The sequence below is a fragment of the Streptomyces sp. NPDC054834 genome (assembly GCF_053611185.1).
In genome coordinates this window covers 142231-166090 of sequence record NZ_JBSGZV010000004.1, presented here as the reverse complement: position 1 = coordinate 166090, position 23860 = coordinate 142231, and the positions used below count along the sequence as shown (strand labels likewise).

Genomic DNA, 23860 nt, shown 5'->3' with positions numbered 1-23860 from the left:
ACAGCCCTGATCTTCGGAAAACCGGACGTCGAACACCTCACGGGCGCCGTCTCAGGGCCGATATCAGGGTTCGTCCAGGGTCGTACCGACTGCCGCCGCGGCGGCCCGGCCGTCACCATGGACGCATGACGGATCACCACCACGCCGCGACGGGTCCGGGACCCGGCCCCGGCCCGAGCCCCACCCAGGGCACCGGGCCGACGGATGCCGCGCCCGCCGCGGCCGAGGCGCCCCGCAGGTTCCGGCGGGACCGGCGGCACAAGTTGATCTCGGGTGTGTGCGCGGGGCTCGGCCGGCACACCGGCATGGATCCCGTGATCTTCCGGATCACGCTCGCGGTGCTGGCCGCGTCCGGCGGGATCGGGCTCATCTTCTACGGCTTCGCCTGGCTCTTCGTGCCGTACGAGGACGACGAGGAGAACGAGGTCCGCAAGCTGCTGACCGGCCGGGTGGACGGACAGGCGCTGGCGGCCGTGCTGTTCGCCCTGGTCGGGTGCGGGGTCTTCCTGACCATGCTGAAGAACGGCGGGGTGCTCACCTTCGCCGTGGTCCTCTCCCTGCTCCTGGCCGGCGCCGGGTACTGGTCACGGAGACGCGACGCCCCCGATCCCGATCCGCTGGCCGCGCAGGCCGTCGCCGACGCCCCTCCGGAGGCCCAGGCCCCACCGGTCGCCGCCGCCTATCCTTCGTGGTGGCGCGATCCGATCATCAAGGACGGCACGCACGTCGGCGGCACCGGCTATCTGTGGGGCCCCGGTGACGCGCGCGACCGCGATGTCGCGGCGGGGGTCTACATCGCCCGCGGCGACTCCTGGCTCGCCTACGACGGCACACGCGCTCGGCACACCCCGCCCGCCAGGCCGCGCGGCCCCCGCTGGATCGGCGGCTGGGTCTCCCTGCTGGCTCTGCTGGCCGGGGGCCTGGGCACCGGCGCGACGTGGGAGGAGCATCCGCTCGCCACCAGCCTCCAGACCGGCCTGGCCTGCGCGCTGGTCGTCTTCGGACTCGGTATCGCGGTCAGCGCCTTCCTGGGGCGGACAGGGGCAGGGTCGGTGTTCCTGGCGATCGTGACGGCGGCACTGCTGGTCGGCGCGGCGGTATTGCCCAAGAACATCACCACACACTGGATACGCACGTCGTGGACGCCCGCCACCGCGAGTGACGTGCAGCGCAAGTACGACCTCGGCACGGGCATCGGCACCCTCGACCTGAGCCGGGTGCGGCCTGGCAAGGGGCAGACGCTGGAGACGGAGGCCGAGGTCGGTGCGGGGCAGCTGAAGGTGATCGCGCCGCCGGACGCGACCGTGAGGATGCACATCGACGTGGGTGTGGGCGACATCCGGTTGCCGGGGGACGACAGGAAGGACGTGGACGTGAAGCCGGACAGGCACAAGGACGTGACGCTGTCGCCGAAGACGGGCGGCAAGAACACCGGCACGCTGGACATCGACGTCCAGGTCGGTGTGGGACAGGTGGAGGTCACCCGTGCTGCGTCATGAGTTCCAGCCGGGGAAGCTGGTCGCCGGTTTCTTCCTCACCGTCGCGGGCGCGATGTACGCCGGTGACGCGGGCGGCGCCTGGGACACCCCGTGGTTCGCGGGCATACCGGTCGTCGTGGGCGGCCTGTGCCTGGCGGGCGCGGTGGGCACACTGACCCGGGCGATACGCAGACGGCGCGGCCGGGTCAGCACGCCGGACACGGCGCAGATCCCCGGCAGCGAAGTCCCCTAGCGGAAACTGTCCGTCCGCGGTCGTCGCCTGGCGCGCAGGGCCGCGTCCAGGGAGAGGTACGGTGCGCCGGCGAGGACGAGGGGCAGCCAGGCCATCAGATAGGCGAGGTCGTTGCCGTAGTAGTAGGGGTCGGAGGACCAGCTCACCGTCAGCCACAGGCTGAGCGAGATCAGCGCGCCGCCGAGCGCGGCCAGGCGGGTGAGCAGGCCGAGCAGGGTGCCGATGCCGACGGCCAACTCGCCGAGGGCCATGCCGTAGCCGAAGCCGACGGGGTTCTTCAGGGCCAGGTCGACCAGGGCCGGGATGGCCGAGGAGTCCCGGACCGAGCGCATGGTGTCGCCGATCGAGCCGGAGCCGCCGGACTTCAGGAAGGCGCTGTCGGTGAGTTTGTTCAGCCCGGCGTAGATGAAGGTGACGCCGAGGAAGACGCGCAGCGGAAGGAGTGCGTAGTGGGCGGCGGCATCCCGCCAGTCCCGACCGCCACCGCGGTAGGAACTCTGCGTATCCGTGCGCATGCCGTGAGTCATCGCTCTAGCCGCCTCTCGCCCGCCGTGCCGAGACCCTCAACAAGACGATACGTACGGCAAGTCGACCCTGTTCAACCCTGCCCCGTACATTTTCCCGAATTTCTGCGGAGTGTCCGATGAGCCGGACCGGTCAGATGTGTGCCCGTATCTTCCGTACGGGGCGGCCCAGGACAGCGGCGCGGGCGAAGCCGCGCGGCCACGTCACTCGGTCACCTCGACCACGCACCGGTTGGTCGCCACGCCGGCCGCCGTCACCACCTGGATCTCCACCGATCCGGGCTCGACCTCGGCCGGTACGGGGACGGTCAGCGCGGTGTCCGTGGGGTTGCTGAAGCCGCCGGTGACCGGGATCAGCGGGACGTGGACGTTGACCGCGCCGATGCGGACGACCATGCGGGAGAGGCGGTCGGCGGTCTGGGCGCCGGGCGGCACGAAGCCGGTGCCGCGGATCTCGATGTCGTCGCCGGTGCGGATCGGCCCGTCCAGGTCGCCCGCCTCGCGGGCGCGGACCACGGAGTGGATCACCGGACGGCCGCCTTCCGCGTACTTGCCCGCCAGGTAGGTGGCCGCCGACACCAGCACCACCACCGCCAGCCCCCAGGGCAGGTCGGGCAGCTGGTCGGGGCGGCGGGCGAGCCGGACGGCGGCGAACAGCAGGGCAACGGCGCTGATCACGACGTACTGGATGTCGGCGAAGGTGCCCCGCCCGGCGTCGTCGGTGAGCAGGTCGGCCGCCCTCGGCCGGTGGGCGCGCACCTTCTGGAGCCGCTGCCCCGTGACCCGCGTCCCGACCACCCGCCGGACCAGCATCGCGATCCCGCAGACCACGGCGAGCACGGTCACCACGCCCGCCCCGCGCGCGAGATCGAGACCGGAGATCAGCGCGTCGCGTTCGGCGTGCCCGGAGGCGGCGGCCAGCCGGCCGGCCAGGACCAGTACCGCGTAGGCGACGAACAGCACCCAGACCGCGGCCACGGTGCGGGAGGTGGACATCCGGTTGTCCTCGCCGATGACGGGGGCCAGCGCACCGCCGCGCGCCCGGTGGAACCAGGACGCGGCGGTCAGCGCCCCGGCCGTCACCAGCGCGGCGAGCAGTCCGGCGGTGCGGGCGCTCGTCCAGCCCGTGCCGGTCGCCGTCAGCGACTGGGTCAGCAGCAGCGCGAAGACAGCAGCCCACACCGCGCACGCGGTACGCATCCACAGCCGGGCCAGCCAGGACTCGCCCTCCACCCGGCCGCGCTCGGCGACCACCTCGGCGGACTGCGTCAACTCCTCGGAGACCCACTGCCGGGACGCCGACGCGGAGTGGGCCACCGCCACCGGCAGGCCCTGCCCGGCCGCGAACTCGTCCCGTTTCAGCAGGAATTCCGCGACCGCCCGCCGGTGCCCCTCGCGCGCCCCGACCGGACAGTCCCCGCAGGCGCAGCCGCCCGCGTGGACACCCGTGTCCGCGCCCTGTCTCGCCTCCTGCACCGCCACGCCCGATGCCCGCCTTCCCCACGACCCAACGACCCACGACCCAACGACCCAACGACCCACGACCCCCGGCACGGCCGGCACCGTCTTCCGCGGGCCCCGCCGTCGCCGTGGAACTCCCCTGCGACCCCTGCGACCCCTGCGACGACGCATTGTGCCCTACACCACGCCCTCCCTGCCCGGCAGGTGTGGTCACCGCGGGTGAAGCGGGTCCCGCACTGTTGACCCTGCTGCGAGAATTCCGATATGGCCGAGATCATCCAGCGCGACGGGACCTGGGCCTTCGACGGCAGCACGGTCCGGATCACGCCGGGACTCCACCGCTCCGTGCCGCTGTTCCGGCAGACCTACGGGGAGATCACGGTTCCCCTGGAAGCTGTCTCGGGCGTCGTCTACGAGCCCGAGCGCAAGCGCGGCCGGCTGCGCATGCGGCTGCGCGAGGGCGCCGACCCGCTGCTGCACGCGACGGGCGGACGGCTGCCGGACGCGGCGGACCCCTACCGGCTGACCGTGGACGCGGACCGCTCCGGGGTGGCGGAGTACGTGGCCGAGGAGATCCGGCACGCCCTGCTGCTGGACCAGATCCCCAAGGAGCCCACCAAGGCCTACCTGCTGGCGGGGCCGCCGGTGCCGGTGTCGGTGCGGTCCTCCGACGGCACGGTCTCCTTCGACGGCGGCCAGGTCCGTATCGACTGGGCGGACACCTCCGACCGGGTCAAGCGGGCCACCGGGCCGCGGATCATCGGCATCGGCGACCTGGCCCAGGTCGAGTGGTTGCCGAACTCGGGGTACGAGGACGGCTTCCTGCGGTTCGTCACCCGCGAGACGGTGTACTCCAAGCTGCCGCCCGAGCGGGACCCCTACACCCTCGACCTGTGGGGCAACGTCCGGCGCGACCTGCTCACCGCGCTGGTCGCGGCCGCCGTCACCGCACGACTGCCCCACCCCTCCACCCGTGGCGGCGGTGAGCACACCGACGGGTGGTGGGGTGCGGGGGCGACCGTACCGGCGCCGGCCGACCGGCACGACGTACTGCTGCGCCGTCTCAGGGAGTTGGGCGAGCTGCACCGGGACGGGGTGCTGACGGACGAGGAGTTCGCGATGACCAAGGCGGCCGTGCTGCGGGGCTTCAGCTGAGCAGGTCGGGTTCGCTGCGGCTGATGTCCTGCCACAGCGGCTGGTAGTTGATCCAGCCGACCAGGTCGCCGCCCAGCTGCTCACGGGTGGCCACCGCGAGCTTGTGGTCGATGAGCAGCGGACGGCCCGCCGCCTTCGCCATCAGCTGCACCTGGCAGGACCGCTCCATGGACAGGAACCACCAGGCCGCCGCGTCCACCGAGTCGCCGACGGTCAGCAGCCCGTGGTTGCGCAGCACCAGCGCCTTGTGGCTGCCGAGCGCGGTCGCGATCCGGCGGCCCTCGTCGGCGTCCACGGCGACGCCCGTGTAGGAGTTGTACAGGGCGTGGTCCTCGTAGAAGGCGCAGCTCTCCTGGGTGATCGGGTCGAGCAGGTCGCCGAGCGCGGACAGGGCCCGGCCGTGCACCGAGTGGCAGTGGGCGACGGCGACGACGTCCGGGCGGGCGGCGTGCACCTGGGCGTGCACGGTGAACGCGGCCTGGTTGACGTGGTAGCGGCCCTCGATCACCTGACCGTCCTGGTTGGCCAGGACCAGGTCGCTGACGGTGACGTGCTTGAAGGGCATCCCGAAGGGGTTCACCCAGAAGCAGTCGGTGAACTCCGGGTCGCGTGCGGTGATGTGCCCCGACACCCCGTCCTCGAAGCCGGACCGCCCGAAGATCCGCAGGGCGCCCGTGAGCCGTTCCTTGCGGTGCCGGCGTTCGTCGTCGACCGAGTCGAACATCGGCGGCATGGCGAACCGCAGCTGGTCGGTGGGCAGCGGCGGGGGCGGGGTGGGCCCGTGCATACGTCCTCCTGCACTGGGTTTGCCTTACGCGGCGGAAGTTACCGTCAGTCAGCGGAAAAGGGCAGGGCTGTTTTTGTAAAGATGAAGCCGCAACCGTTCCGGGGGCTCATGGGTCTGTGATGCGGAACCCGAAATTCAGCCACACTTTTCAGCCACCCGGAGCCCCCCATGAGCCAAGTAGAACGCCGCCTCAACAACCTCATGCGGCAGCTCGCGACCCAGCAGCACGTCGAACTGATCCATCCCTTCGCCGAGCTCGACACCTTCGGCGCGCTCGTGTACGTCGCCGAGTGCTTCGGCTTCCGCTACGCCGGCGTCCGTCTCGTCGGCCGGCACAAGCTGCTGCACGTCGATCTCGTCCGCGACCCCGAGCCGTGGGCCCAGCAGCGCGCGGCGGCGAACACGGCCACGTTCACACAGGTGGGAGCGGGCGGCCCGGTGCCGGGCATGTATCTGAACTCGCTCACCCCGGTCCCCGAGGCCCAGGCGGACGTCGACCTGATCGGCGCGCTCATCAAGTACGACGCCCTGGTCGCGGCCGGCAACCGGAAGCAGCTGCTGACCATCGGGTGGGGCTCCGCGGCGCTGTTCCTGCTGCTGGCGCTGGTGAGCGGCGTCTACGCCGTGCTGCTGCCGCTCGCCGTGCTGTCGCCGGCGTTCATGATCGGCGCGCTCCGCATCAACACGAGCCGCCGCGCGAAGCTGGCCCGGCAGCTGACGGCGGCCGGGTGCACACAGGTGCGGGACGACGCGGGGCAGGAGCGGTACGTACGGCCGGTGCCCCACGGGGTGTGACGCACGCGATAGCCGCGGATACCCGACAGAGGATGTCGGGTATCCGCGGAAGAGTGGTCCGTATGACCTGGGAATCCTTCAGCACCGCCGAGCCCGAATTCGCCAAGACCGTCGAGGAGCGCTTCGGTGCCTTCACCCACCATGTGCTTGCCACCCTGCGCGCGGACGGCTCACCCCGCACGTCCGGGCTCGAGGTCCGGTTCCTCGACGGTGAGCTGTGGCTCGGCATGATGCCGGGCTCGCTCAAGGCGCTCGATCTGCGCCGCGACCCGCGTTTCGCGCTCCAGGCCAACCCGGGCGAAGGCACGGGGCTGGGCGGCGGGGACGTACGCATCGGCGGGCGCGCGATCGAGGTCGACGACCCGGCGGTGAAGGGGGCGTACATGGAAAAGGTGGAACCGCCGGAGCCGTTCCACCTCTTCCGCACCGAGCTGACGGAGGTCGTGAGGACCTACGTCGAGGACGACACGTACCTGGTCGTCCAGGTCTGGAAGCCCGGTGAGCCCTTGCGCGTCGTCAAGCGCAAGTGATCACTCCCACTCGATGGTGCCCGGCGGCTTGGAGGTCACGTCGAGGACGACGCGGTTGACGTCGCGGACCTCGTTGGTGATCCGGGTGGAGATGCGGGAGAGCACGTCGTACGGCAGTCGCGACCAGTCGGCCGTCATGGCGTCCTCGGAGGAGACCGGGCGCAGCACGATGGGGTGGCCGTAGGTGCGGCCGTCGCCTTGGACGCCGACGCTGCGGACGTCCGCGAGCAGCACCACCGGGCACTGCCAGATGTCCCGGTCGAGGCCGGCCGCCGTCAGCTCCTCGCGGGCGATGGCGTCGGCCTCGCGCAGGAGGTCCAGGCGTTCCTTGTCGACCTCGCCGACGATCCGGATGCCGAGGCCCGGGCCGGGGAACGGCTGGCGCTGGACGATCTCCTCCGGCAGGCCGAGCTCCTGGCCGACCATCCGGACCTCGTCCTTGAACAGCTTGCGGAGCGGCTCGATGAGCTTGAACTCCAGGTCCTCGGGGAGGCCGCCGACGTTGTGGTGCGACTTGATGTTGGCGGTGCCGGTGCCGCCGCCGGACTCGACCACGTCGGGGTAGAGGGTGCCCTGGACGAGGAACTCGACCGCCGGGCCCTCGTCCGCGATGATCTCGGCCTGGGCCTGCTCGAAGACGCGGATGAACTCGCGCCCGATGATCTTCCGCTTCTCCTCGGGGTCGGAGACGCCCTTGAGTGCGGTGAGGAAGCGCTCCTCGGCGTCGACGACCTTCAGCTGCACGCCGGTGGCCGCGACGAAGTCCTTCTCGACCTGCTCGGTCTCGCCCTTGCGCATCAGGCCGTGGTCGACGTAGACGCAGGTCAGCTGGGAGCCGATGGCCTTCTGGACGAGGGCGGCGGCCACGGCGGAGTCGACGCCGCCGGACAGGCCGCAGATGGCCCGCTTGTCGCCGACCTGCTCGCGGATCGCGGCGACCTGCTCCTCGATGACGTTGCCGGTGGTCCAGTCCGGCTTGAGGCCCGCGCCCCGGTACAGGAAGTGCTCCAGCACCTGCTGGCCGTGCGTGGAGTGCATGACCTCGGGGTGGTACTGGACGCCGTACAGCTTCTTCTCGTCGTTCTCGAAGGCGGCGACCGGGACGACGTCCGTGGAGGCCGTGACGGTGAAGCCCTCGGGGGCGGCGGAGCAGGCGTCGCCGTGCGACATCCAGACCGCCTGCTCCGCCGGGGTGCCCTCGAAGAGGGTGGAGGACGACTTCGACACGTGCAGCTCGGTACGGCCGTACTCGCGGGCGCCGGTGTTGTCGACCGTGCCGCCGAGGGTCTGCGCCATCAGCTGGAAGCCGTAGCACATGCCGAAGAGGGGGACGCCGGCCTCGAAGAGCTCGCGGTCGAGGCGGGGGGCACCCTCCTCGTACACCGACGAGGGGCCGCCGGAGAGGATGATCGCCGCGGGGTTCTTGGCGAGCATCTCCTGGACCGGCATGGTGCTCGGCACGATCTCGCTGTAGACCCGCGCCTCGCGGACGCGACGGGCGATGAGCTGGGCGTACTGCGCGCCGAAGTCGACGACCAGGACGGTGTCGGGAGCGGCTGCGGGGTTCGCTGATGACACGGGGTGCCTTCCGGCGGTTGGGCGAGGGCTGTACTTCCCGAGTCTACCGGGGTGGCCGTGGACACCCTCACCGTCTCCCTGGGGGCTGCCGCCCCCAGACCCCCGCTTCGGCCTGAACGGCCTCGTCCTCAATCGCCGGACGGGCTGGATGATGCCGGACCCGTGTCATACTGGCCCCATGTTCACGCAGACGACCTTCCTCTTTACCTATGGCACCCGGCCCGCCGGCTGCCATGGTCGTGCTGCTTGAGCGAACCGCCAAGCGACTTCCCAGGCGCCCCGGGCCGACAAGGCCCGGGGCGCCTGTCGTTTCCCGGGCACTGCCGCTCCGGGGCATCCCACCCGTACACCTCTGTGAGGAGCCCCGACATGACGACCACCGCCACCACCACAGCGGAACAGACCATCGCGGACGCCCGGGAGCGAATCGACGCGCTCGACGACCGGATCATCGGCCTCATCCAGGAGCGGATGGCCGTGTCCGCCGTCGTGCAGGAGACCCGCATCACCTCCGGCGGGCGGCGCGTGCACCTGTCCCGTGAGATGGAGATCCTCGGCCGTTACCGGGACGCCCTGGGCAAGCCGGGCACCTCCCTCGCCATGACTCTCCTCGAACTGTGCCGGGGTCGCATCTGAGTTCGGTCCGCCTCTCACCCGTACGGCGCGTGACGCCCGGCCGACCGCTTCGTTGGTCCGGGTGTCCGTGCCAGCCAGGGGCGGCCCCGAAAGAACCACGCGTGGCTCGCTGGAGCGATGAGGCGTACGGATCGTGCCGTTCGCCGTGGGACCTCGCTCCGGCAAAGTGACCGGACGGCAGGGGACAGCAGACCGGTCACCCAGGAGAACGGCCGGCTCCGGGGACGCCCGGGGCCGGCCACCGGAACACCCGAGGCATACGGCGCAACCCCCGGCGCCGTTCCCAGAGCACCGGCGCCGCCCTGACGCCGGTGCCGACGAAAGAAGGGCCCCGCGGATCCGTCCCGCGGGGCCCTTCGTCATACCGTTCCCACGGCGACCCCACAGTTGTGACCCAGGCCACATAAAAATTCTGTGAGCAGCGGTGCAACCCTTCACAGGCCTCGTGGATCAAACACCACAGCAAAACCAAGGGTCACCCGCGCCCCACACGCGGAGCCGCCCTCCGCCAACCGTGCTGCCACCACAGCACCCGGGACTCCCCGAGGTCTTCATGAAGCTTCGCCGTGCCATGGCCGCAGCGGCCGCGACGGCTGCCATAGCCCCCCTCGCACTGCTGTCCGCGCCCGCTGCGTTCGCGGAGGACTCGACGCCGAACCCCACCGACACCGTGACCGCGACCGGCACGCCGGCGACCGAGACGCCGTCGACCGAGACGCCGGCCGCCCCCACGTCGCCCGCGGCCGAAACCGGCACGCCCACCAGCCCCACCCTGCCCACCGACCCCACCAGCGCGACGGGCACCCCGACCGACACCGCCACGCCCACGACCGGCACGCCCACGCCCGGCACGCCCACGCCCACCACGGCCGAGCCGAGCGAGGACCCGTCGGACCCCGACGTGCCGTACTGCGAGGACCTCGACGAGGACTTCGGTGACGCCAAGGTGTCCGCCGACATCAAGGGCCTGCCGGGCAAGATCGTCGCGGGCGACGGCTTCCACAGCTTCAAGCTGGTCGTCACCAACGAGTCGAAGACCACCGTCGACGGCGTCGCCTTCTACGCCGAGGTGGAGAACTACGAGCTCGACGAGTCCAAGTACCTGAGCCCGTACGTCGACCTGGAGTTCAAGAACCCCGAGGACGGCACCTGGGACCGCATCGGCTCCGACGACTGGGCCGGCGACTACTTCTTCTACGTGGAGAGCCTGAAGTCGGGCGCCAGCAAGTCGCTCGACCTGCGCGTCAGCATCGACGCCAAGGCCCCGGCCGGTGACGCGTACTCCTTCGGCTCCGGCGCCTACCTCGACAACGTCGAGGGCCAGGACTGCATCGCCGAGGGCTGGGCGCAGTACGACTTCGAGGTGCTGAAGGCCGGTGCCTCCAACCCCGAGCCGGGTGACGCCACCCCGAGCGACAAGGGAAGCAAGGACCCGGTGAAGAAGCCGCAGGGCAACGTCTCCGACCTGCCGACCGGCAACCTCGCCGAGACCGGCTCCAGCTCCGCCCTGCCCGTCATCGGCCTGGTCGGCGGTCTCGCCGTCGTCGCCGGTGCCGGTGCCGTGTACACGGTGCGCCGGCGCAAGGCCCAGGCCGGCGCGTAAGCGAGTACCTGGGTAACACCCCGCAAGACAAAAGAAGGACCTGCGCTCGGAGGGGGGCGCAGGTCCTTCTTTTCTCATGTGCCTACTGCTTCGGCGGTACCGCCGGCATCCCGAGGAACGGCAGCCGCAGGGCGCCGAACGCGTCGGCCGGCACCACCGGGTTCGCCGGCTCCACCGGCTTCAGCCGCTCGTACGGCCTGCCCTGTGCCGGACGCGGGTCCGCCTCGCCCTTGTTGGGCCAGTACGACATCGCCCGCTCGGCCTGCGCCGTGATGGTCAGCGAGGGGTTCACGCCCAGGTTTGCGGAGACCGCCGCGCCGTCGACGACCGAGATGCCGGGGTGGCCGTACAGCCGGTGGTACGGGTCGATCACGCCCGTCTCGCGGGAGTCGCCGATCGGGCAGCCGCCGAGGAAGTGGGCGGTGAGCGGGGTGCCCATCAGCTCGCCGATGTTGCTGCCCGCGAAGCCGTTGATCTCGGCGGCGAGCGCGGAGGCGGCCTCGGAAGCGGCCCTGATCTGCTTGGGGTTGGGCGCCCCGTGGCCCTGGCGGGCGGTCAGCAGGCCCTTGCCGACGCCGTCCGGCTTCAGGTACGTCGTCAGGGAGTTGTCCAGCGACTGCATCACCAGGCCGATGATGGTCCGCTCCGACCAGCGGCGGTTGGAGAGCGAGCGGGCGACCAGCAGCGGGTGCCGGGCCGCGTTCGACAGCCAGGCCAGGACGCGGGAGGAGCCCTCCGCGTAGGGCACCTGGAGGATGGACAGACCGCCCATCGCGTTGGAGCCCTTGCCGTAGCGGACCGGCTCGATGTGCGTGTTCTCGTCCGGGTGGACGGAGGACGTGATCGCCACGCCCCGCGTGAAGTCGGCCTTGGGCGTGCCGTGCGCCTTGCGGTAGCGCCGGTTGTCCGTCTGGGCGCCCACCAGGGCCTCGGAGTTGGTGCGGGTCAGTTCACCCAGCCGGCCGGAGAGGTACGGCAACTGGCCATGGGCCTTCATGCGGTGCAGCAGCGTCTGCGTGCCGTAGGTACCGGCGGCGAGGACGACCCGGCGGGCCGTGAAGGTGCGGCCCCTGCCCTTCTTCTGCTGGTCCGTCGGCACGGTGGCGACCGCGTACCCGCCGCGCGAGTCGTCGGTGACGGACATGACGGTCGTCATGGGGTGCACGACCGCGCCCGCCTTCTCGGCGAGGTGCAGGTAGTTCTCGTTGAGGGTGTTCTTCGCGCCGTGCCGGCAGCCCGTCATGCACTCGCCGCACTCGGTGCAGGCCTTGCGGTCCGGCCCCACTCCGCCGAAGTAGGGATCGGCGACCGGCTCCCCCGGCTTGGCCTTCGCCGTCCCGTCGGCGTCCTCGCCGTCCCCGAAGAACACCCCGACCGGCGCCAGATGGAAGGTGTCGCCGACGCCCATCCGCTGCGCCGCCGCCTTCAGGTGCACGTCGGAGGGGGTCATCGTCGGGTTGAGCCGCACGCCGAGCATGCGCCGCGCCTGGTCGTAGTACGGCTTCAGCTCCTCCTGCCAGTCGGTGATGTCCCGCCACTGGGGGTCGTCGAAGAAGGCCTTCGGCGGTACGTAGAGGGTGTTGGCGTAGTTGAGGGAGCCGCCGCCGACGCCCGCGCCCGCCAGGACCATGACGTTGCCCAGCAGGTGGATGCGCTGGATGCCGTACATGCCGAGCTTGGGGGCCCAGAGGTAGTTCTTCAGGTCCCAGGAGTTCTTGGGGAGGGAGCCGCGGGTGAAGCGGCGACCGGCTTCCAGGACACCGACGCGGTAGCCCTTCTCGGTGAGGCGGAGGGCGGTCACGGACCCGCCGAATCCCGACCCGACCACGATGACGTCGTAGTCGTACGCAGCGTCGTCCTGCGTGCGGACAGAGTTCTCCTGTGACACGTGCTCTCCTCGTTGAGAACGGGTGCTGTCGGGCTGGTCGGCTAGCGGAAACGGAACGCCTTCATCAGCTTCAGGCTGGTGCTCATGAACGCCGCGTACTTCTCGTCGTCCATGCCCAGCGACGGCGCCATCGGCAGCAGCCGCTGCTGGGCGATCGTCTGGGCCTCGGTGTACTTGAGGATGCCCTCGGAGCCGTGGCGGCGGCCGAGGCCGGAGTCCTTCATGCCGCCCATCGGGGACTGGACGCTGCCGTAGGCGGGGGCGTAGCCCTCGTTGACGTTGACGGTGCCGGTGCGCAGCCGGGCGGCGACCTCGCGGCCGCGGCGGCCGTCCTTCGTCCAGACCGAGGAGTTCAGACCGTACGGCGTGGAGTTGGCGAGTTCGACCGCCTCGTCCTCGGTCCTGAAGCGGTAGATGGAGACGACGGGGCCGAAGGTCTCCTCCGTGCACACCGACATCGGCTCGGTCACGCCGTCGAGGATCGTCGGCTCGTAGAAGTACGGGCCGATGTCCGGGCGGGCGACCCCGCCGGCGATCACCGTGACGCCCTTGGCGACGGCGTCCTCCACGTGCCGTGTGACGGCCTCCAGTTGCCGGTCGCCTACCAGCGAGCCCATGTCGGCGCCGTAGGCGAGGGACTTGCCCAGCCGCATGGCCTTGGTGCGGGCGGCGAAGCGCTCCAGGAAGGCGTCGGCGATGGACTCGTGGACGTACAGCCGCTCGATGGAGATGCACAGCTGGCCGGCGGAGGAGAAGCAGGCGCGGACGGCGCCCGCCGCGGCCTTGTCCAGGTCGGCGTCCTCGAGGACCAGCATGGCGTTCTTGCCGCCGAGTTCGAGGGAGACGCCGACCAGGCGGGCGGCGGCGCCCTGGGCGACCTCGCGGCCGGTGCGGGTGGAGCCGGTGAAGGAGACGTAGTCGGCGTGCTTGACGACCTCCGGACCGACGACGGGTCCCTCGCCGAGCACGACCTGGAAGACGTCGGCGGGCAGTCCGGCCTCGATGAGCAGGTCGCGGGCCCACAGGGCGGTCAGGCAGGTCTCCGTGTCCGGCTTCATCACCACCGCGTTGCCCGCCACGAACGCGGGCAGCGCGTCGCCGACCGACAGTTCGAGCGGGTAGTTCCAGGGGGCGATCTGGCCGACGACACCGCGCGGGTGGCGCAGTTCGGTGACCTTCGTGAGGGTCGGTACGGCGCCGGCGTGCCGCTTCGGCCTCAGGTACGCGGGTGCCTTGCGGCCGTAGTGCCGGGCCGCGACGGCGACGGCCTGGACCTCCTCGTGGGCGTGCAGACGGGCCTTGCCGGTCTCCAGCTGGATGAGGTCGAGAACCTCGGCCTGGCGTTCCAGCACCAGGTCGTGGAAGCGGAGCAGCACGGCGGCGCGCTGCCGTACCGGGGTCTGGGCCCAGACGGCCTGGGCGGCGCGGGCCCGGTCGAAGGCGTCGGCCACGTCCTCCGGGGTGGACTCGGGCAGGTCGGCCAGCTTGTCACCGGTGAAGGGGGTGTGGCTCTCGGTCTTGCCGGAGCCGACCACGCCCTTGGTGAGCTGGGCTATCAGCTCCGGGGTGACCACGTCGCCGGCGGTACGGGCGCCCTCCGGGGCGGGGGCGAGGGGGTTGGTGCCGGTCTTTTCCGGGGCCGTCTCTTCCGGGATCGTCTCTTCCGGGGCCTGCGAGTCCGTCATGAGGCGCAGGGTATGCCGGAACAACACCTTTGGGTACCCGTCGGTAACGGGGATTCACCGACTGCTCACACGACGCCAGTGACCACTGGCAGCGAATGCGCTGATCAGGGCGTTGTGGGGATGACGGTCAGCGCGGGCCGGGATTTTCCGGCGTCCTCGGCGCTCGCGGCGATCGCGTCCAGCACGGCGGCGACCTCCTCGGCCTCCGGCCGCTCGGCCGGTTCCGGCGCCAGCAGGCTTGCGAGCAGCGGGCGCAGACCTGCGGCGTCTCCGCCCGAGGCCGGCTCGTCCCACACCGGGACCGGCTCGTTTCCGCCCGGGACCGGCTCGTTTCCGACGGCGGCGCTCAGCAGCGCGCCGAGGGACCACAGGTCGGAGGCGGGCCCCGCGCCGGGCTCCGCCCTCCGCTCGGGTGCGACGAAGCCGGTGTCGGCGTCGGTGTCGGTGTCGGCCGGGGAACCGGTGCCGTGGGCGTGTCCGATGCCGAAGTCGGTGAGGACGACGCGGTCGGTGCCGGATTCGAGGAGGACGTTGGCGGGCTTGACGTCGCGGTGGACGATGCCGATCGCGTGCGCCGCGCGCAGGGCGCCGAGAACGGCGAGACCGATGCGGGCGGCCTCGGGGTCGGGCAGGGGCCCTCGTTCGAGGACCGTGTCCAGGGACTCGCCGAGGACGAACTCCATGACGATCCAGGGGAGTCCGTCCTCGAGGACGACGTCGTGGATGCGCACGGCGGCCGGATGGTCGACGCGGGCGGCGGCGCGGGCCTCGCGGTGCAGCCGGTGGGCGGCCCGCGTGTGCTCCTCGTCCTCCGGGTCACCGGGCGGCAGGGGCCGCTTGACGGCGACGTACCGACGGGTGGACTCGTCCAGCGCCCGCCATACGGTGCCCGTTCCCGTGCCGCCGGTGCCGATGCGCTCGATCAGCCGGTAGCGCCCACCGAGCAGACGCACGTCGGGCACACGTTCGCCGTCTTCGCTCATGCCCCATGAGTACCGTGCGCACCACACCCTTGTCGACGCGGAGGGGGTCAGCCCGCCCAGCGGCCCAGGGAGAACCGGCCACCCACCCGCCGCACCTCCACGGCGCCTCCCCCGCCGAAGTGCGCCGGTATCACCAACTCCCCATCCCCAGCGGCTCGTTCGAGGACCCGCTGCCTGCTCCGGGCGGCCTGCCGCGGGTCGAGGCAGAAGCAACTGCTGCACTCCGGATGAAGGATCTGCACGGGATTGTGGAGCAAGTCCCCGACGAAGACGGCGCGTTCGCCGCGCGAGGCGACCCTGAGCACGGACGAACCGGGGGTATGGCCCGGGGCGGCCTCCAGGGTGAGGTGCTCGTCGATGCGGTACTCCCCCTCCCAGCGGACGGCCAGCCCCGCGCGGTGCACGGGCGCCACGCTGTCCTCGTACACGAGCCGGTCGTCCACGCGCTCGCCCCCGCCGTAACCGCCGTCCGGCCCGAAGTGGAAGTCGTCGGCGGCCGGGAGGAGGTATCGGGCGTTGGGGAAGGTGGGCTCCCATTCGCCGCCGGCGTCGTGGGTGTTCCAGCCGACGTGGTCGGCGTGGATGTGGGTGTTGACGACGAGATCGACGTCACCCGTCCGCACCCCGGCCCGCTCCAGCCGCCCCGGCAGGTCGCCCTGCCGCTGATGGAAGAGCGGATTCCCGGGCCGCTCCCGCCCCTTGCCCACCCCCGTGTCCACGAGCACGGTCCGCCCGCCGCTGCGCAGCACCCAGGTCTGCATCGCGGCCACCGCCCGGTCGCTGCCGGGCTCCCAGTGGTCGGGGGCGAGCTGCTCCTCGTACTCCTTCCACAGCTCGGGTCCGACGCCCGGGACGAGGTCGGGCGCGGGCACGAAGGGGCCCTGCCATTCGACGATCCGGAGGACCTCGACATCACCGATCACGAATCTCTGCACGCTGTCTTCAGCCATGACTGGGAGGCTAGGAGCACGGCGTGAGCGTTCCAATGCCCGCAAGGCTCACGCCGATACGCTGACGTCTCATGGATGTGGTGAGCGACGCGATCTCCGCCGTCCGCACCGGGCGGCCGTCCTCCAACCGGCTGCGGGTGCGCGGGCGGTGGTGTGTGCGGCTGTCCGCGTACGAGGGGGCGGGCTTCCATGTGGTCCTCGGCGGCGGCTGCGTACTGCTGCCCGACGGGGGCGGCGATCCGGTGACGCTGGGCACGGGTGACGTGGTGCTGCTGCCGCACGGGGTGGGGCACGTGCTGGCGGACGGGCCGCTGTCGGCGGGGGATGTGCGGCGGGCGGTGCCGTTCGAGGAGGTGACCGAGGCGGACGTACGGCGGGCGGGGGCCGGCCCCGAGGTGGAGCTGCTGTGCGGCAAGTACCGCCTGGACCGGTCCCGGGTGCACCCGCTGATGGCGGAACTGCCCGAGGTGGTCCACCTGCGGAACCGGATCGGCGCCCACCCCGAACTCCGCGCCGCGGTGGACCTCTTGGCCCGCGAACTGACCGGCGACCGCCCGGGCGCGACCCTCGCCCTGCCGAGCCTGCTGGACCTCCTGCTGGTCTACATGGTCCGGGCGTGGCTGACGGAGGCGAGCACCGGCGCCTGGTCGGCGGCTCTGTCCGACCCGGTGACCACAGCGGCCCTGCGCGCCCTGCACGCCGCCCCGTCCGCCCCCTGGACCAACGCCCGCCTGGCCACCGAGGCGGGCGTCTCCCGTGCGACCCTGGCCCGCCGCTTCACCTCCCTGGTGGGCCGGCCGCCCATGGCCTACCTCACCTGGTGGCGCCTCACCCTGGCGGCAACCCGCCTCCGCGACACGGACGCCCCCCTGGCCACAGTGGCCCGCGATTCCGGCTACGCCAGCCCGTACGCCCTGTCACATGCGTTCAGCCGGGAGTTCGGAGTCACTCCGGGGAGGTATCGGCAGGGCGTTCGGGCTGGATGAACTCCGAGGTGTCCAACTCGAAGTCGAAGGGAGCGGGCACGTGCAGGGGCCGCCCGAAGGGAACGTTGGTCCGGGACCGGTAGCCCTTGGGACGGGCCCCAGAACGCGTTGATCTCCTGGACATGCATGTCGAGCAACAGGTACACGGGCACGACCCGCCCGTACGTCTCCAGTTTGTCGAGCCAGTCGGCGTCCTTGGTCGAGTCCGAGGTCAGCTCCGCGACAAGGGAGAGGGCGGCACCGTCGGCGTGCCGGCCTTCGGCTTCGAAGGCGGATTCGTCGGCGACGTGCAGAGCCGGTCCGTACGCACGCTCGCAGCCAGAGAAGGTGAAAAGGAAGGGCGCGGCATCGACGTCATGCCCTCCCGGGACATGGGACTCCAGCTGGAACCGCAGCGACCTCATCGCCTTCATGTAGCGCAGCTTCGGCCACGGTGACAGGACGATCTTCCCCCGGATGAGCTCGGCCTTGTAGCCGACGGGCGTGTCCAGCTCCTCGACGATCCGGAGCATGTCGCCGAACGCGCCGGTCACACCGCCCATGCCGCGTCCGCCCTTTCCTCGCCCGGCAGCCCCAGCTCGCACCACAACAGCTTCCCGCCCCGCCCGAAGAGATCGTCGCCGAGCGGGTAGCCGCCCCACGCGTCCGCGTAGTGGCACACGAGGAAGAGCCCGCGCCCACCGTCCGCGTCGACCGGGACGGGGTGGACCGGGCTGGGCTTTCTGTCGAAGGGCGGCGGGATGTGCGGGTTGGTGTCCCAGACGCTCACCCGCAGCCGGCCACCGCCCAGCCCGCGCAGACGCAAGGTCGCGGGTCCCGTGGAGTGCCGGTAGGCGTTGGTGACCAGCTCCGACGCCAAAAGCTCCGCCGGGTAGCCGAGTTGCGGGACGCCGTGCCCGGTCAGTACGGCCCGCAGGGTAACCCGGGCGATGCGCGCGGCACGCGGATCATGGGGCAGTTGGAGGGCGTACGACCACTTTGGGGCCGCTTCGCACACCGACGGGGATACGGTGACCATGAACGCCTCCTGCGTGGGGGAACTTGGTTCGCTCGACGGCCCGGCCGTGCGGTGTCATGCCGCGCGCGGTCGGGTGCGGCGCGGTGCGCTTCCGGCTTGACGGCGGGGTCGATTGAGCGGGCGTGTCTCACCGTAGAGCGTTCCATGGACTACATTCCATGGAAGCTAGGGAATGTAGTCCCTATTTCCTCCGTGCGAGTGACCCGCACGCCACGTGTACGAACGGGAACCGGAGCCATGCCGCAGCCAAGCCCCCTGCCCACCGCCCGGCGCCGCCGACTGGGTGTTGAGCTACGCAGACTGCGCGAGCGGGCCGACCTCTCCGCCACACAGGCCGCCGCGCTCGTCGGCGCCACGCAGTCACGGGTCAGCAACATCGAGGCAGGACGCTACGGTGTGAGCGCCGACCGGGTACGCGCCATCGCCCGCCACTACGACTGCACCGACGAGCCCCTGATCGAGGCCCTCGCCGCGATGACCGGCGAGCGCCGGCGCGGCTGGTGGGAGGAGTACCGGGACGTCCTTCCGCCTCGCATGCTGGACCTCACCGAGGTCGAACACCACGCTACGGCGCTGCGCGTCGCACACGTCATCAACATCCCGGGACTTCTACAGACCCCCGACCACGCCCGAGCCCTGTTCAGCCACTCGGTGCCACCACTGAAGCCCCACGAGATCGAGCACCGCGTCTCGCACCGCATCAAGCGCCAGGAGATCCTCCACCGCGAGCAACCCCCGTCCTACACGGCGATCATTCACGAAGCCGCTCTGCGCATGCGCGTCGGCGACCGCACCACCGTCAGGGCCCAGCTCGATCACCTCAATGAGATCGGCGAGCTGGACCACGTCACCATCACCGTGATCCTCTTCGACAGCGGCCCCTTCCACACCTCGGGCCAGGGCATCGACTACTTCCACGGTCCAGTGGCCCAGCTCGACACCGTCCAGCTCGACACCGACCACGGTGCCGAACTCATCGATTCGCCCGCCCAGTTGGAGCGCTACCGTCTGATCCTGGACCGCATCCAGCAAGCCGCGCTGCCTCCGGCGAAATCCCGCGACTTCATCACCCAACTGGCCCAAGACCTCTGAAGGAGAGCACTCCGTGCCCGATCGACTGCACTGGCAGAAGTCCACGTACAGCCAGGAGGCCTCCGCCTGCATCTACCTCGCCACCACCCCCGCCGGAACGATCCTCCTCCGCGAAAGCGACACCCCGGAAGCCATCCTCACCACCGGCCCTGGCCAACTCGGCGCCCTGATAGCCGCTCTCCGCGAGTCACAATGACTCACCAATTGGCAGATATGCGCCAGGACTGGCCAACAAAACCGCAGGTCACTGCGCTTGGGCCTGGCCCATATCTGCCAATCGCGTCCAGGGATCTCGATGCAGCGGGGCTCAGCAACCTACGCTGTTCGACTCGCCCTCCACACCGGACTCCGCAAGGGCGAACTCCTCGGCCTGCACTGGGAAACCTCCACCTCGACGCGGGTACCGCTGCCATCCGCCGCGCACTCCAACGCACCACCGCCAGCGGGCTCACCTCGCTGCCCTCCAAAACGAGGGCCTGGGCCGCCGACGCGCCCACCGAGCTGGAGGTCACCGGGCGGTGCACGCTCGCCGCGTACCCGGAGGGTGCCCTGGTGGTCGAGCTGACGGAACGTGAGAGCGGTGGCACCAGCAGCTTCCCCGTCCGTCAGGTCTCGCACCCCGGTGGTGACTTCGTGGTGCGTGTGCCGGTGGCCGCGCTGCCGGCCGGTGTCTGGGGCGGTGAGCTTCGGCTCGGGCCGTGGGAGTTGCCGCTTCCCGAGCTGCCCCAGGACCTCACTCCGGCCAAGTGGCGCCGGCGTGGCCTGCCCTAGTACGCCAAGCCCGTGCCCGACGGCGACGGCGACGGCGGGCAGTTCGCGCTGGAGGTGGCGAGGACCAAGCTCGTGAAGGCTCTCGCGGGACGGCTCAGGTAGCCGCTGGTCAGTCGGAGGGCGCGAACGTGTCGACCGCGACGTCGAAGTACTCCCGTGCCTCCGCGACCTTCCCCACCGGCGCCGACACCCACACGTCGTACATCCGGCCGTCCTCCTCCCAGCACAGGTCGTAGGTGTGCCTGGGGCCCTCCGCCGAGCTGAAGCCGTTCCAGGTGAACTCCCAGAGCGCGGCGGGGTTTCCGTCGTGCGTGGTCCGCGTGACCCGGCCGTCGTGGTAACCGGGGTTCGTGCTGGAGCCGTTGGCGGCGGAGCGGCGCATCACCGCAAGCGGGCCGCCGGTTTGCGGGTCGGCCGCCTTGATGCCGAGGCGGAAGGTCTCCCACGGGGACATGTAGAAGACGCGCTCGCCCTGCGGGTCCCGGGTGAAGTTCTCCGGCACCGCGAGGGAGAAGCCGGCCGGGTCCCGCACCAGGCGGTAACCGGAGGGCGCGCTGTGGGAGTTCGCGGCGGCCGGGCTGGTGGCGGCGCTCCGGGTCACGGTGACCGTGGGGGTGGGTGAGGCGGACGCACTCGTCGTGGTACCCGGCGCCGAGCTCGTCGGCGTACCGCCCCCGTCCCCGCCGCCCCGGTGCATCAGCAGCGCCGCCGCCGACACGCCCGCCCCGGCCATCGCGGCGACCAGCAGCGCCGCCACCAGCACGCCCCGCGTGGAGTGCCCGGCCGGAGGTGGCTGCGGCGGGGGCGCGGGCTGCGGTGCGTGGCGGGGGACGTCCCGCTGGGTCGGCGTGTACGGCACCGGAGGCTGCGGTGTGCGGCCGGTCTTCCGGAACGCCCGCAGCATCCGCTCCGCCTCCACCGCGCCCAGCCGCCGGTCCGGATCACGCTCCAGCAAACCCCGTACGACGGGCAGCAGCGGCTCGGCCTGCGCGGGCGGGTGGATCTCGGCGGCGACGACGGCGTGCAGGATGCCACCCAGCGAGTCCCGGCGGAACGGCGATTCGCCGCTCAGCACGGCGCACAGCAGCGCGCCCAGCGACCACAGGTCGGACGCGGGTCCGGTCCGCGCCCCGGACATCCGCTCGGGCGCGGTGTACTCGGGCGAGCCCACGAAGGAGCCGGTCTCGGTGAGCGTCGTGGCCCCGGAGACCTGCGCGATCCCGAAGTCGGTGAGGACGATACGGTCCGTGCCGGACTCGACGAGCACGTTGGCCGGCTTGATGTCCCGGTGCAGGACGCCGGCCTCGTGCGCGGTGCGCAGCGCGCTCAGCAGGTCGATGCCGATCCGGGCGGCCTCGGCCGCGTCGACCGGGCCGTGCGCCGCGATCCGGTCGGCGAGAGAACCGCCGTCGATCAACTCCATGACGATGCAGGGGCGTTCGCCGTCCTCCACGACGTCGTGCACGACGATGATGTGCGGGTGGCGCAACTGGGCGAGCGCCCGGGCCTCGCGCAGGGTGCGGTCGCGCTGCTGCCGTGCCTCGTCGTCCGAGAGGGAAGCCTCCAGGGCCAGTTCCTTGACCGCCACCCGGCGGCCCAGCAACTGGTCGGTCGCCCGCCACACAACTCCCATGCCGCCGCGCCCGATCCGCGCCTCCAGGCGGTACCGGCCCGCGATCACACGGAAGTCGTCCCCCTCGGTCCCCATGGGCCCATCATGCCCCACACGGACGCGACCGCTCCGGGCCGTACGCCCGGCTGGCCGACAACCGACGCCCGAAAGGTCAGGAGGCGGGCGGCTGCCAGCTCTGAAGCACCCACTTGAACTGCCTGCTCGTCTTCAACCAGTCCTTCTCGGGCGTGGACATGTAGATCGCGTACTCGGTGCCCTCCCGCGAGAAGTACGTCTCCTCGATGGCGTGCCGAGGCCCGGCCACGTACGGCGGGTCCTTCGCCAGCGCGTTCCAGGTGTACTCCCATTCGGAGCCCTTGAGGTCCCGGTAGATGTTGGCCCTCAGGGTGACCTGCTGGTAGTCGACCAGGTGCTGCCGGAGGTATTCCTCGAGGTTCTTCTGGTGCGAGTTGGCGTCGAGGAAGTCCGGTGAGGCGTCGATGGCGATACGGACGAAGTGCTTGCCGTCGTCGGGCGAGTAGTCGATCTGCTTGATGCCGCCGTCCAAGGTGTCCGCCGAGCGCGTCCAGCTCCCGGAGGGCACGGAGATGCTGAAGCCCAGCGGGTCGTGTTTGGTGACCCAGCCGGCCGGGATGCCGCCTGCCGGGGCCGAGGAAGAGGAGGCCGAGTCGCCGGGAGCCGGTGCGGCGCCGGAGGCGTTGTCGTCCTGCTGCTTCTCGGAGTCGTACTTCTGCCACGCCACCGCGCCGACCCCGCCGAGGACGGCGGCGAAGGCGACGACGAGGGCGAGCATACGCAGGCGGCGGCGCCGGGGACGGGCGGCCGCCGGGGGCTGGGTGACGGCCGGGGGTCCGACCGCCGTCGGCGTGGTGCCGGGGCCCTGGCTGTGGCTCTGTCCGTAGCTGTGCCCCTGGCTGTACGGGGGCGCCGCCGTCTCCGGCGGGTACGGCGTTCCCGTCCCGCTGGAGTACTGGGACCCCGACCCGCTGGAGTACTGGGACCCCGACCCGCTGGAGTACTGGGACTCCGACCCGGCGGAGTACTGGGACCCCGACCCGGCCGGGTACTCCGGCCCCGTCCCCGTGAACGAACCGTCGTGCCGCGTGGGCACGAAGGCCTGCGCAGCGCTCGGCCGCCGCCCCTCCGCCGCTTCGGCGAGCATCTGCTCCGTCTCGTCCGCGCCGGGCCGCTGCGCCGGGTCCTTGGACAGCAGAGCGGTGATGACAGGCCCGAGCGGACCGGCGTACTGCGGCTCGGTGGCCTCCTCCTCGACGACCGCCTGCATGGTGGTCAGCGGCGAGGTGCGGCGGAACGGCGAGCGGCCCTCGACCGCCGTGTACAGGGTGGCGCCGAGCGCCCACAGGTCGGAGGACGGGCCCGGGTCGTGGCCGCGCACCCGCTCGGGGGCGAGGTAGTCGACCGAGCCGACGACCTCTCCGGTACGGGTGATGGTGGTGTCGCCCTCGATCTGCGCGATGCCGAAGTCGGTGAGCAGGACCCGGCCGTCACGGCCGAGCAGGACGTTGCCCGGCTTGACGTCCCGGTGCAGCACCCCGGCGCCGTGCGCGGCACGCAGCGCGCGCAGCACCCACAGGCCTATGCGGGCCACTTCGCGCGGCTCCAGGCGCACTTGCTCCTTGACCGCGTCGGCCAGCGAGTTGCCCTCGACCAGCTCCATCACGATCCACGGGCGGCCGTCGTGCTCGAGTACGTCGTGCACGGTGACGACGGCCGAGTGGTTGATGCGCGCGGCGGCTCGGGCCTCGGCCCGGGTACGGGCGAGCAGGACGGCCTGGTCGCTCTCGGACACGTAGAGCGCGGCGGTCAACTCCTTGACGGCGACCGTCCGGTGCAGCACCTCGTCGTGGGCGCGCCACACCCGGCCCATGCCGCCGCTGCCGATGGAATCGGCGAGCCGGTAGCGGCCCGCGATGAGCAGGCCCTGCATCTGATTCACGTTGCCCCGCAATGCTCTTGACAGGGTCAGACTAAGGACCCACCTGCCGACAGGGAACAAGCGGGGGGTCATGGAGACAGCACTGTGACGGTTTTCG

Annotated in this window: 23 protein-coding genes and 1 pseudogene; 12 read left to right on the top strand and 12 right to left on the bottom strand. The window is 71.3% G+C overall.

Annotated features, from left to right (window positions below; all coding sequences use genetic code 11):
• Positions 1–125: 125 nt before the first annotated feature.
• Both ACWGJM_RS08025 and ACWGJM_RS08020 read left to right on the top strand, forming a co-directional pair.
• Positions 126–1499 (top strand): PspC domain-containing protein, encoded by a 1374-nt coding sequence (locus ACWGJM_RS08025; protein ID WP_453410800.1) that lies wholly within the window; start codon positions 126–128, stop codon positions 1497–1499.
• Entirely contained in the window at positions 1486–1731 is a 246-nt protein-coding gene (locus ACWGJM_RS08020; RefSeq protein WP_453410799.1) for a hypothetical protein, read from the top strand. Before ACWGJM_RS08025 ends, ACWGJM_RS08020 begins: the two co-directional genes overlap by 14 nt.
• Here ACWGJM_RS08020 and ACWGJM_RS08015 read toward each other — a convergent pair.
• On the bottom strand, positions 1728–2258 hold the full coding sequence (locus ACWGJM_RS08015; protein WP_453410798.1) for a DoxX family membrane protein: 531 nt from the start codon (positions 2256–2258) through the stop codon (positions 1728–1730). The two genes, ACWGJM_RS08020 and ACWGJM_RS08015, sit on opposite strands and share 4 nt — an antisense overlap.
• 201 nt (positions 2259–2459) lie before the next feature.
• A complete protein-coding gene (locus ACWGJM_RS08010; protein WP_453410797.1) occupies positions 2460–3737 on the bottom strand; it encodes an IPT/TIG domain-containing protein in 1278 nt (425 codons plus the stop codon).
• A gap of 243 nt (positions 3738–3980) precedes the next feature.
• On the opposite strand from ACWGJM_RS08010, the gene ACWGJM_RS08005 reads away from it, so the two are divergent.
• On the top strand, positions 3981–4871 hold the full coding sequence (locus tag ACWGJM_RS08005) for a DUF4429 domain-containing protein (RefSeq protein WP_453410796.1): 891 nt from the start codon (positions 3981–3983) through the stop codon (positions 4869–4871).
• Here ACWGJM_RS08005 and ACWGJM_RS08000 read toward each other — a convergent pair.
• On the bottom strand, positions 4864–5658 hold the full coding sequence (locus tag ACWGJM_RS08000; RefSeq protein ID WP_453410795.1) for a class II aldolase/adducin family protein: 795 nt from the start codon (positions 5656–5658) through the stop codon (positions 4864–4866). The genes ACWGJM_RS08005 and ACWGJM_RS08000 overlap by 8 nt on opposite strands.
• Positions 5659–5826: 168 nt before the next feature.
• Here ACWGJM_RS08000 and ACWGJM_RS07995 point away from each other — a divergent pair, with 168 nt between their 5' ends.
• Both ACWGJM_RS07995 and ACWGJM_RS07990 read left to right on the top strand, forming a co-directional pair.
• The gene (locus ACWGJM_RS07995; protein WP_453410794.1) at positions 5827–6453 is read left to right on the top strand and encodes a hypothetical protein; all 627 of its coding nucleotides are present in this window, start codon (positions 5827–5829) and stop codon (positions 6451–6453) included.
• A gap of 62 nt (positions 6454–6515) precedes the next feature.
• Positions 6516–6983, top strand: a complete 468-nt coding sequence (locus tag ACWGJM_RS07990) for a pyridoxamine 5'-phosphate oxidase family protein (RefSeq protein WP_453410793.1) — start codon at positions 6516–6518, stop codon at positions 6981–6983.
• Here ACWGJM_RS07990 and guaA read toward each other — a convergent pair whose 3' ends face one another.
• The gene (gene guaA / locus ACWGJM_RS07985) at positions 6984–8561 is read right to left on the bottom strand and encodes a glutamine-hydrolyzing GMP synthase (protein ID WP_453410792.1); all 1578 of its coding nucleotides are present in this window, start codon (positions 8559–8561) and stop codon (positions 6984–6986) included.
• Between the two features lie 369 nt (positions 8562–8930).
• On the opposite strand from guaA, the gene ACWGJM_RS07980 reads away from it, so the two are divergent.
• Together ACWGJM_RS07980 and ACWGJM_RS07975 are read left to right on the top strand one after the other, a co-directional pair.
• Positions 8931–9197: a chorismate mutase gene (locus ACWGJM_RS07980; protein WP_453410791.1), complete on the top strand. Its 267-nt coding sequence runs from the start codon at positions 8931–8933 to the stop codon at positions 9195–9197.
• Positions 9198–9750: 553 nt separating this feature from the next.
• Positions 9751–10800, top strand: a complete 1050-nt coding sequence (locus ACWGJM_RS07975; protein WP_453410790.1) for an LAETG motif-containing sortase-dependent surface protein — start codon at positions 9751–9753, stop codon at positions 10798–10800.
• Positions 10801–10882: 82 nt separating this feature from the next.
• Here the strand turns inward: ACWGJM_RS07975 and ACWGJM_RS07970 are convergent, their stop codons facing one another.
• The 4 genes from ACWGJM_RS07970 to ACWGJM_RS07955 all read right to left on the bottom strand — a co-directional run bounded on the left by ACWGJM_RS07970 (position 10883) and on the right by ACWGJM_RS07955 (position 16306).
• A complete protein-coding gene (locus tag ACWGJM_RS07970) occupies positions 10883–12688 on the bottom strand; it encodes a GMC family oxidoreductase N-terminal domain-containing protein (protein ID WP_453410789.1) in 1806 nt (601 codons plus the stop codon).
• A 41-nt stretch (positions 12689–12729) separates the two neighbouring features.
• Entirely contained in the window at positions 12730–14373 is a 1644-nt protein-coding gene (locus tag ACWGJM_RS07965; RefSeq protein WP_453410788.1) for a succinic semialdehyde dehydrogenase, read from the bottom strand.
• 104 nt (positions 14374–14477) lie between these two features.
• Positions 14478–15356, bottom strand: coding sequence for a serine/threonine-protein kinase (locus ACWGJM_RS07960; protein WP_453410787.1), 879 nt, complete (start codon positions 15354–15356; stop codon positions 14478–14480).
• 47 nt (positions 15357–15403) lie between these two features.
• Positions 15404–16306, bottom strand: coding sequence for an MBL fold metallo-hydrolase (locus ACWGJM_RS07955; RefSeq protein WP_453410786.1), 903 nt, complete (start codon positions 16304–16306; stop codon positions 15404–15406).
• A gap of 71 nt (positions 16307–16377) precedes the next feature.
• Between ACWGJM_RS07955 and ACWGJM_RS07950 the strand changes: the two genes are divergently transcribed.
• On the top strand, positions 16378–17292 hold the full coding sequence (locus tag ACWGJM_RS07950; RefSeq protein ID WP_453410785.1) for an AraC family transcriptional regulator: 915 nt from the start codon (positions 16378–16380) through the stop codon (positions 17290–17292).
• Here the strand turns inward: ACWGJM_RS07950 and ACWGJM_RS07945 are convergent.
• Positions 17202–17834, bottom strand: a complete 633-nt coding sequence (locus ACWGJM_RS07945) for a Uma2 family endonuclease (RefSeq protein WP_453410784.1) — start codon at positions 17832–17834, stop codon at positions 17202–17204. The two genes, ACWGJM_RS07950 and ACWGJM_RS07945, sit on opposite strands and share 91 nt — an antisense overlap.
• Positions 17822–18310 (bottom strand): ATP-binding protein, encoded by a 489-nt coding sequence (locus ACWGJM_RS07940; protein ID WP_453410783.1) that lies wholly within the window; start codon positions 18308–18310, stop codon positions 17822–17824. Before ACWGJM_RS07940 ends, ACWGJM_RS07945 begins: the two co-directional genes overlap by 13 nt.
• 237 nt (positions 18311–18547) lie before the next feature.
• Here ACWGJM_RS07940 and ACWGJM_RS07935 point away from each other — a divergent pair, with 237 nt between their 5' ends.
• The 4 genes and pseudogenes from ACWGJM_RS07935 (at position 18548) to ACWGJM_RS07920 (ending at position 20173) form a co-directional block, all read left to right on the top strand.
• On the top strand, positions 18548–19402 hold the full coding sequence (locus ACWGJM_RS07935) for a helix-turn-helix domain-containing protein (protein WP_453410782.1): 855 nt from the start codon (positions 18548–18550) through the stop codon (positions 19400–19402).
• 13 nt (positions 19403–19415) lie between these two features.
• Positions 19416–19598, top strand: a complete 183-nt coding sequence (locus ACWGJM_RS07930; RefSeq protein ID WP_453410781.1) for a DUF397 domain-containing protein — start codon at positions 19416–19418, stop codon at positions 19596–19598.
• A 129-nt stretch (positions 19599–19727) separates the two neighbouring features.
• Positions 19728–19879: pseudogene (locus tag ACWGJM_RS07925) on the top strand (site-specific integrase); the annotation flags it as partial.
• 75 nt (positions 19880–19954) lie between these two features.
• Positions 19955–20173 (top strand): hypothetical protein, encoded by a 219-nt coding sequence (locus ACWGJM_RS07920; RefSeq protein WP_453410962.1) that lies wholly within the window; start codon positions 19955–19957, stop codon positions 20171–20173.
• A 109-nt stretch (positions 20174–20282) separates the two neighbouring features.
• Here ACWGJM_RS07920 and ACWGJM_RS07915 read toward each other — a convergent pair whose 3' ends face one another.
• On the bottom strand, positions 20283–21881 hold the full coding sequence (locus tag ACWGJM_RS07915; RefSeq protein WP_453410780.1) for a serine/threonine-protein kinase: 1599 nt from the start codon (positions 21879–21881) through the stop codon (positions 20283–20285).
• A gap of 76 nt (positions 21882–21957) precedes the next feature.
• On the bottom strand, positions 21958–23754 hold the full coding sequence (locus ACWGJM_RS07910; RefSeq protein WP_453410779.1) for a serine/threonine-protein kinase: 1797 nt from the start codon (positions 23752–23754) through the stop codon (positions 21958–21960).
• Positions 23755–23860: the final 106 nt, after the last annotated feature.

Bases quoted from the DNA above. Each gene is read 5' to 3' on its own strand.
- ACWGJM_RS07915 (WP_453410780.1), bottom strand. From the start codon at position 21,881: ATGGGGACCGAGGGGGACGACTTCCGTGTGATCGCGGGCCGGTACCGC.
- ACWGJM_RS07955 (WP_453410786.1), bottom strand. From the start codon at position 16,306: ATGGCTGAAGACAGCGTGCAGAGATTCGTGATCGGTGATGTCGAGGTC.
- ACWGJM_RS07950 (WP_453410785.1), top strand. From the start codon at position 16,378: ATGGATGTGGTGAGCGACGCGATCTCCGCCGTCCGCACCGGGCGGCCG.
- ACWGJM_RS07910 (WP_453410779.1), bottom strand. From the start codon at position 23,754: ATGCAGGGCCTGCTCATCGCGGGCCGCTACCGGCTCGCCGATTCCATC.
- ACWGJM_RS08015 (WP_453410798.1), bottom strand. From the start codon at position 2,258: ATGACTCACGGCATGCGCACGGATACGCAGAGTTCCTACCGCGGTGGC.
- ACWGJM_RS07965 (WP_453410788.1), bottom strand. From the start codon at position 14,373: ATGACGGACTCGCAGGCCCCGGAAGAGACGATCCCGGAAGAGACGGCC.
- ACWGJM_RS07990 (WP_453410793.1), top strand. From the start codon at position 6,516: ATGACCTGGGAATCCTTCAGCACCGCCGAGCCCGAATTCGCCAAGACC.
- ACWGJM_RS07960 (WP_453410787.1), bottom strand. From the start codon at position 15,356: ATGAGCGAAGACGGCGAACGTGTGCCCGACGTGCGTCTGCTCGGTGGG.
- ACWGJM_RS07980 (WP_453410791.1), top strand. From the start codon at position 8,931: ATGACGACCACCGCCACCACCACAGCGGAACAGACCATCGCGGACGCC.
- ACWGJM_RS08005 (WP_453410796.1), top strand. From the start codon at position 3,981: ATGGCCGAGATCATCCAGCGCGACGGGACCTGGGCCTTCGACGGCAGC.
- ACWGJM_RS07935 (WP_453410782.1), top strand. From the start codon at position 18,548: ATGCCGCAGCCAAGCCCCCTGCCCACCGCCCGGCGCCGCCGACTGGGT.
- ACWGJM_RS07940 (WP_453410783.1), bottom strand. From the start codon at position 18,310: ATGGTCACCGTATCCCCGTCGGTGTGCGAAGCGGCCCCAAAGTGGTCG.
- ACWGJM_RS07975 (WP_453410790.1), top strand. From the start codon at position 9,751: ATGAAGCTTCGCCGTGCCATGGCCGCAGCGGCCGCGACGGCTGCCATA.
- ACWGJM_RS07945 (WP_453410784.1), bottom strand. From the start codon at position 17,834: ATGGGCGGTGTGACCGGCGCGTTCGGCGACATGCTCCGGATCGTCGAG.
- ACWGJM_RS08025 (WP_453410800.1), top strand. From the start codon at position 126: ATGACGGATCACCACCACGCCGCGACGGGTCCGGGACCCGGCCCCGGC.
- ACWGJM_RS08000 (WP_453410795.1), bottom strand. From the start codon at position 5,658: ATGCACGGGCCCACCCCGCCCCCGCCGCTGCCCACCGACCAGCTGCGG.
- ACWGJM_RS07995 (WP_453410794.1), top strand. From the start codon at position 5,827: ATGAGCCAAGTAGAACGCCGCCTCAACAACCTCATGCGGCAGCTCGCG.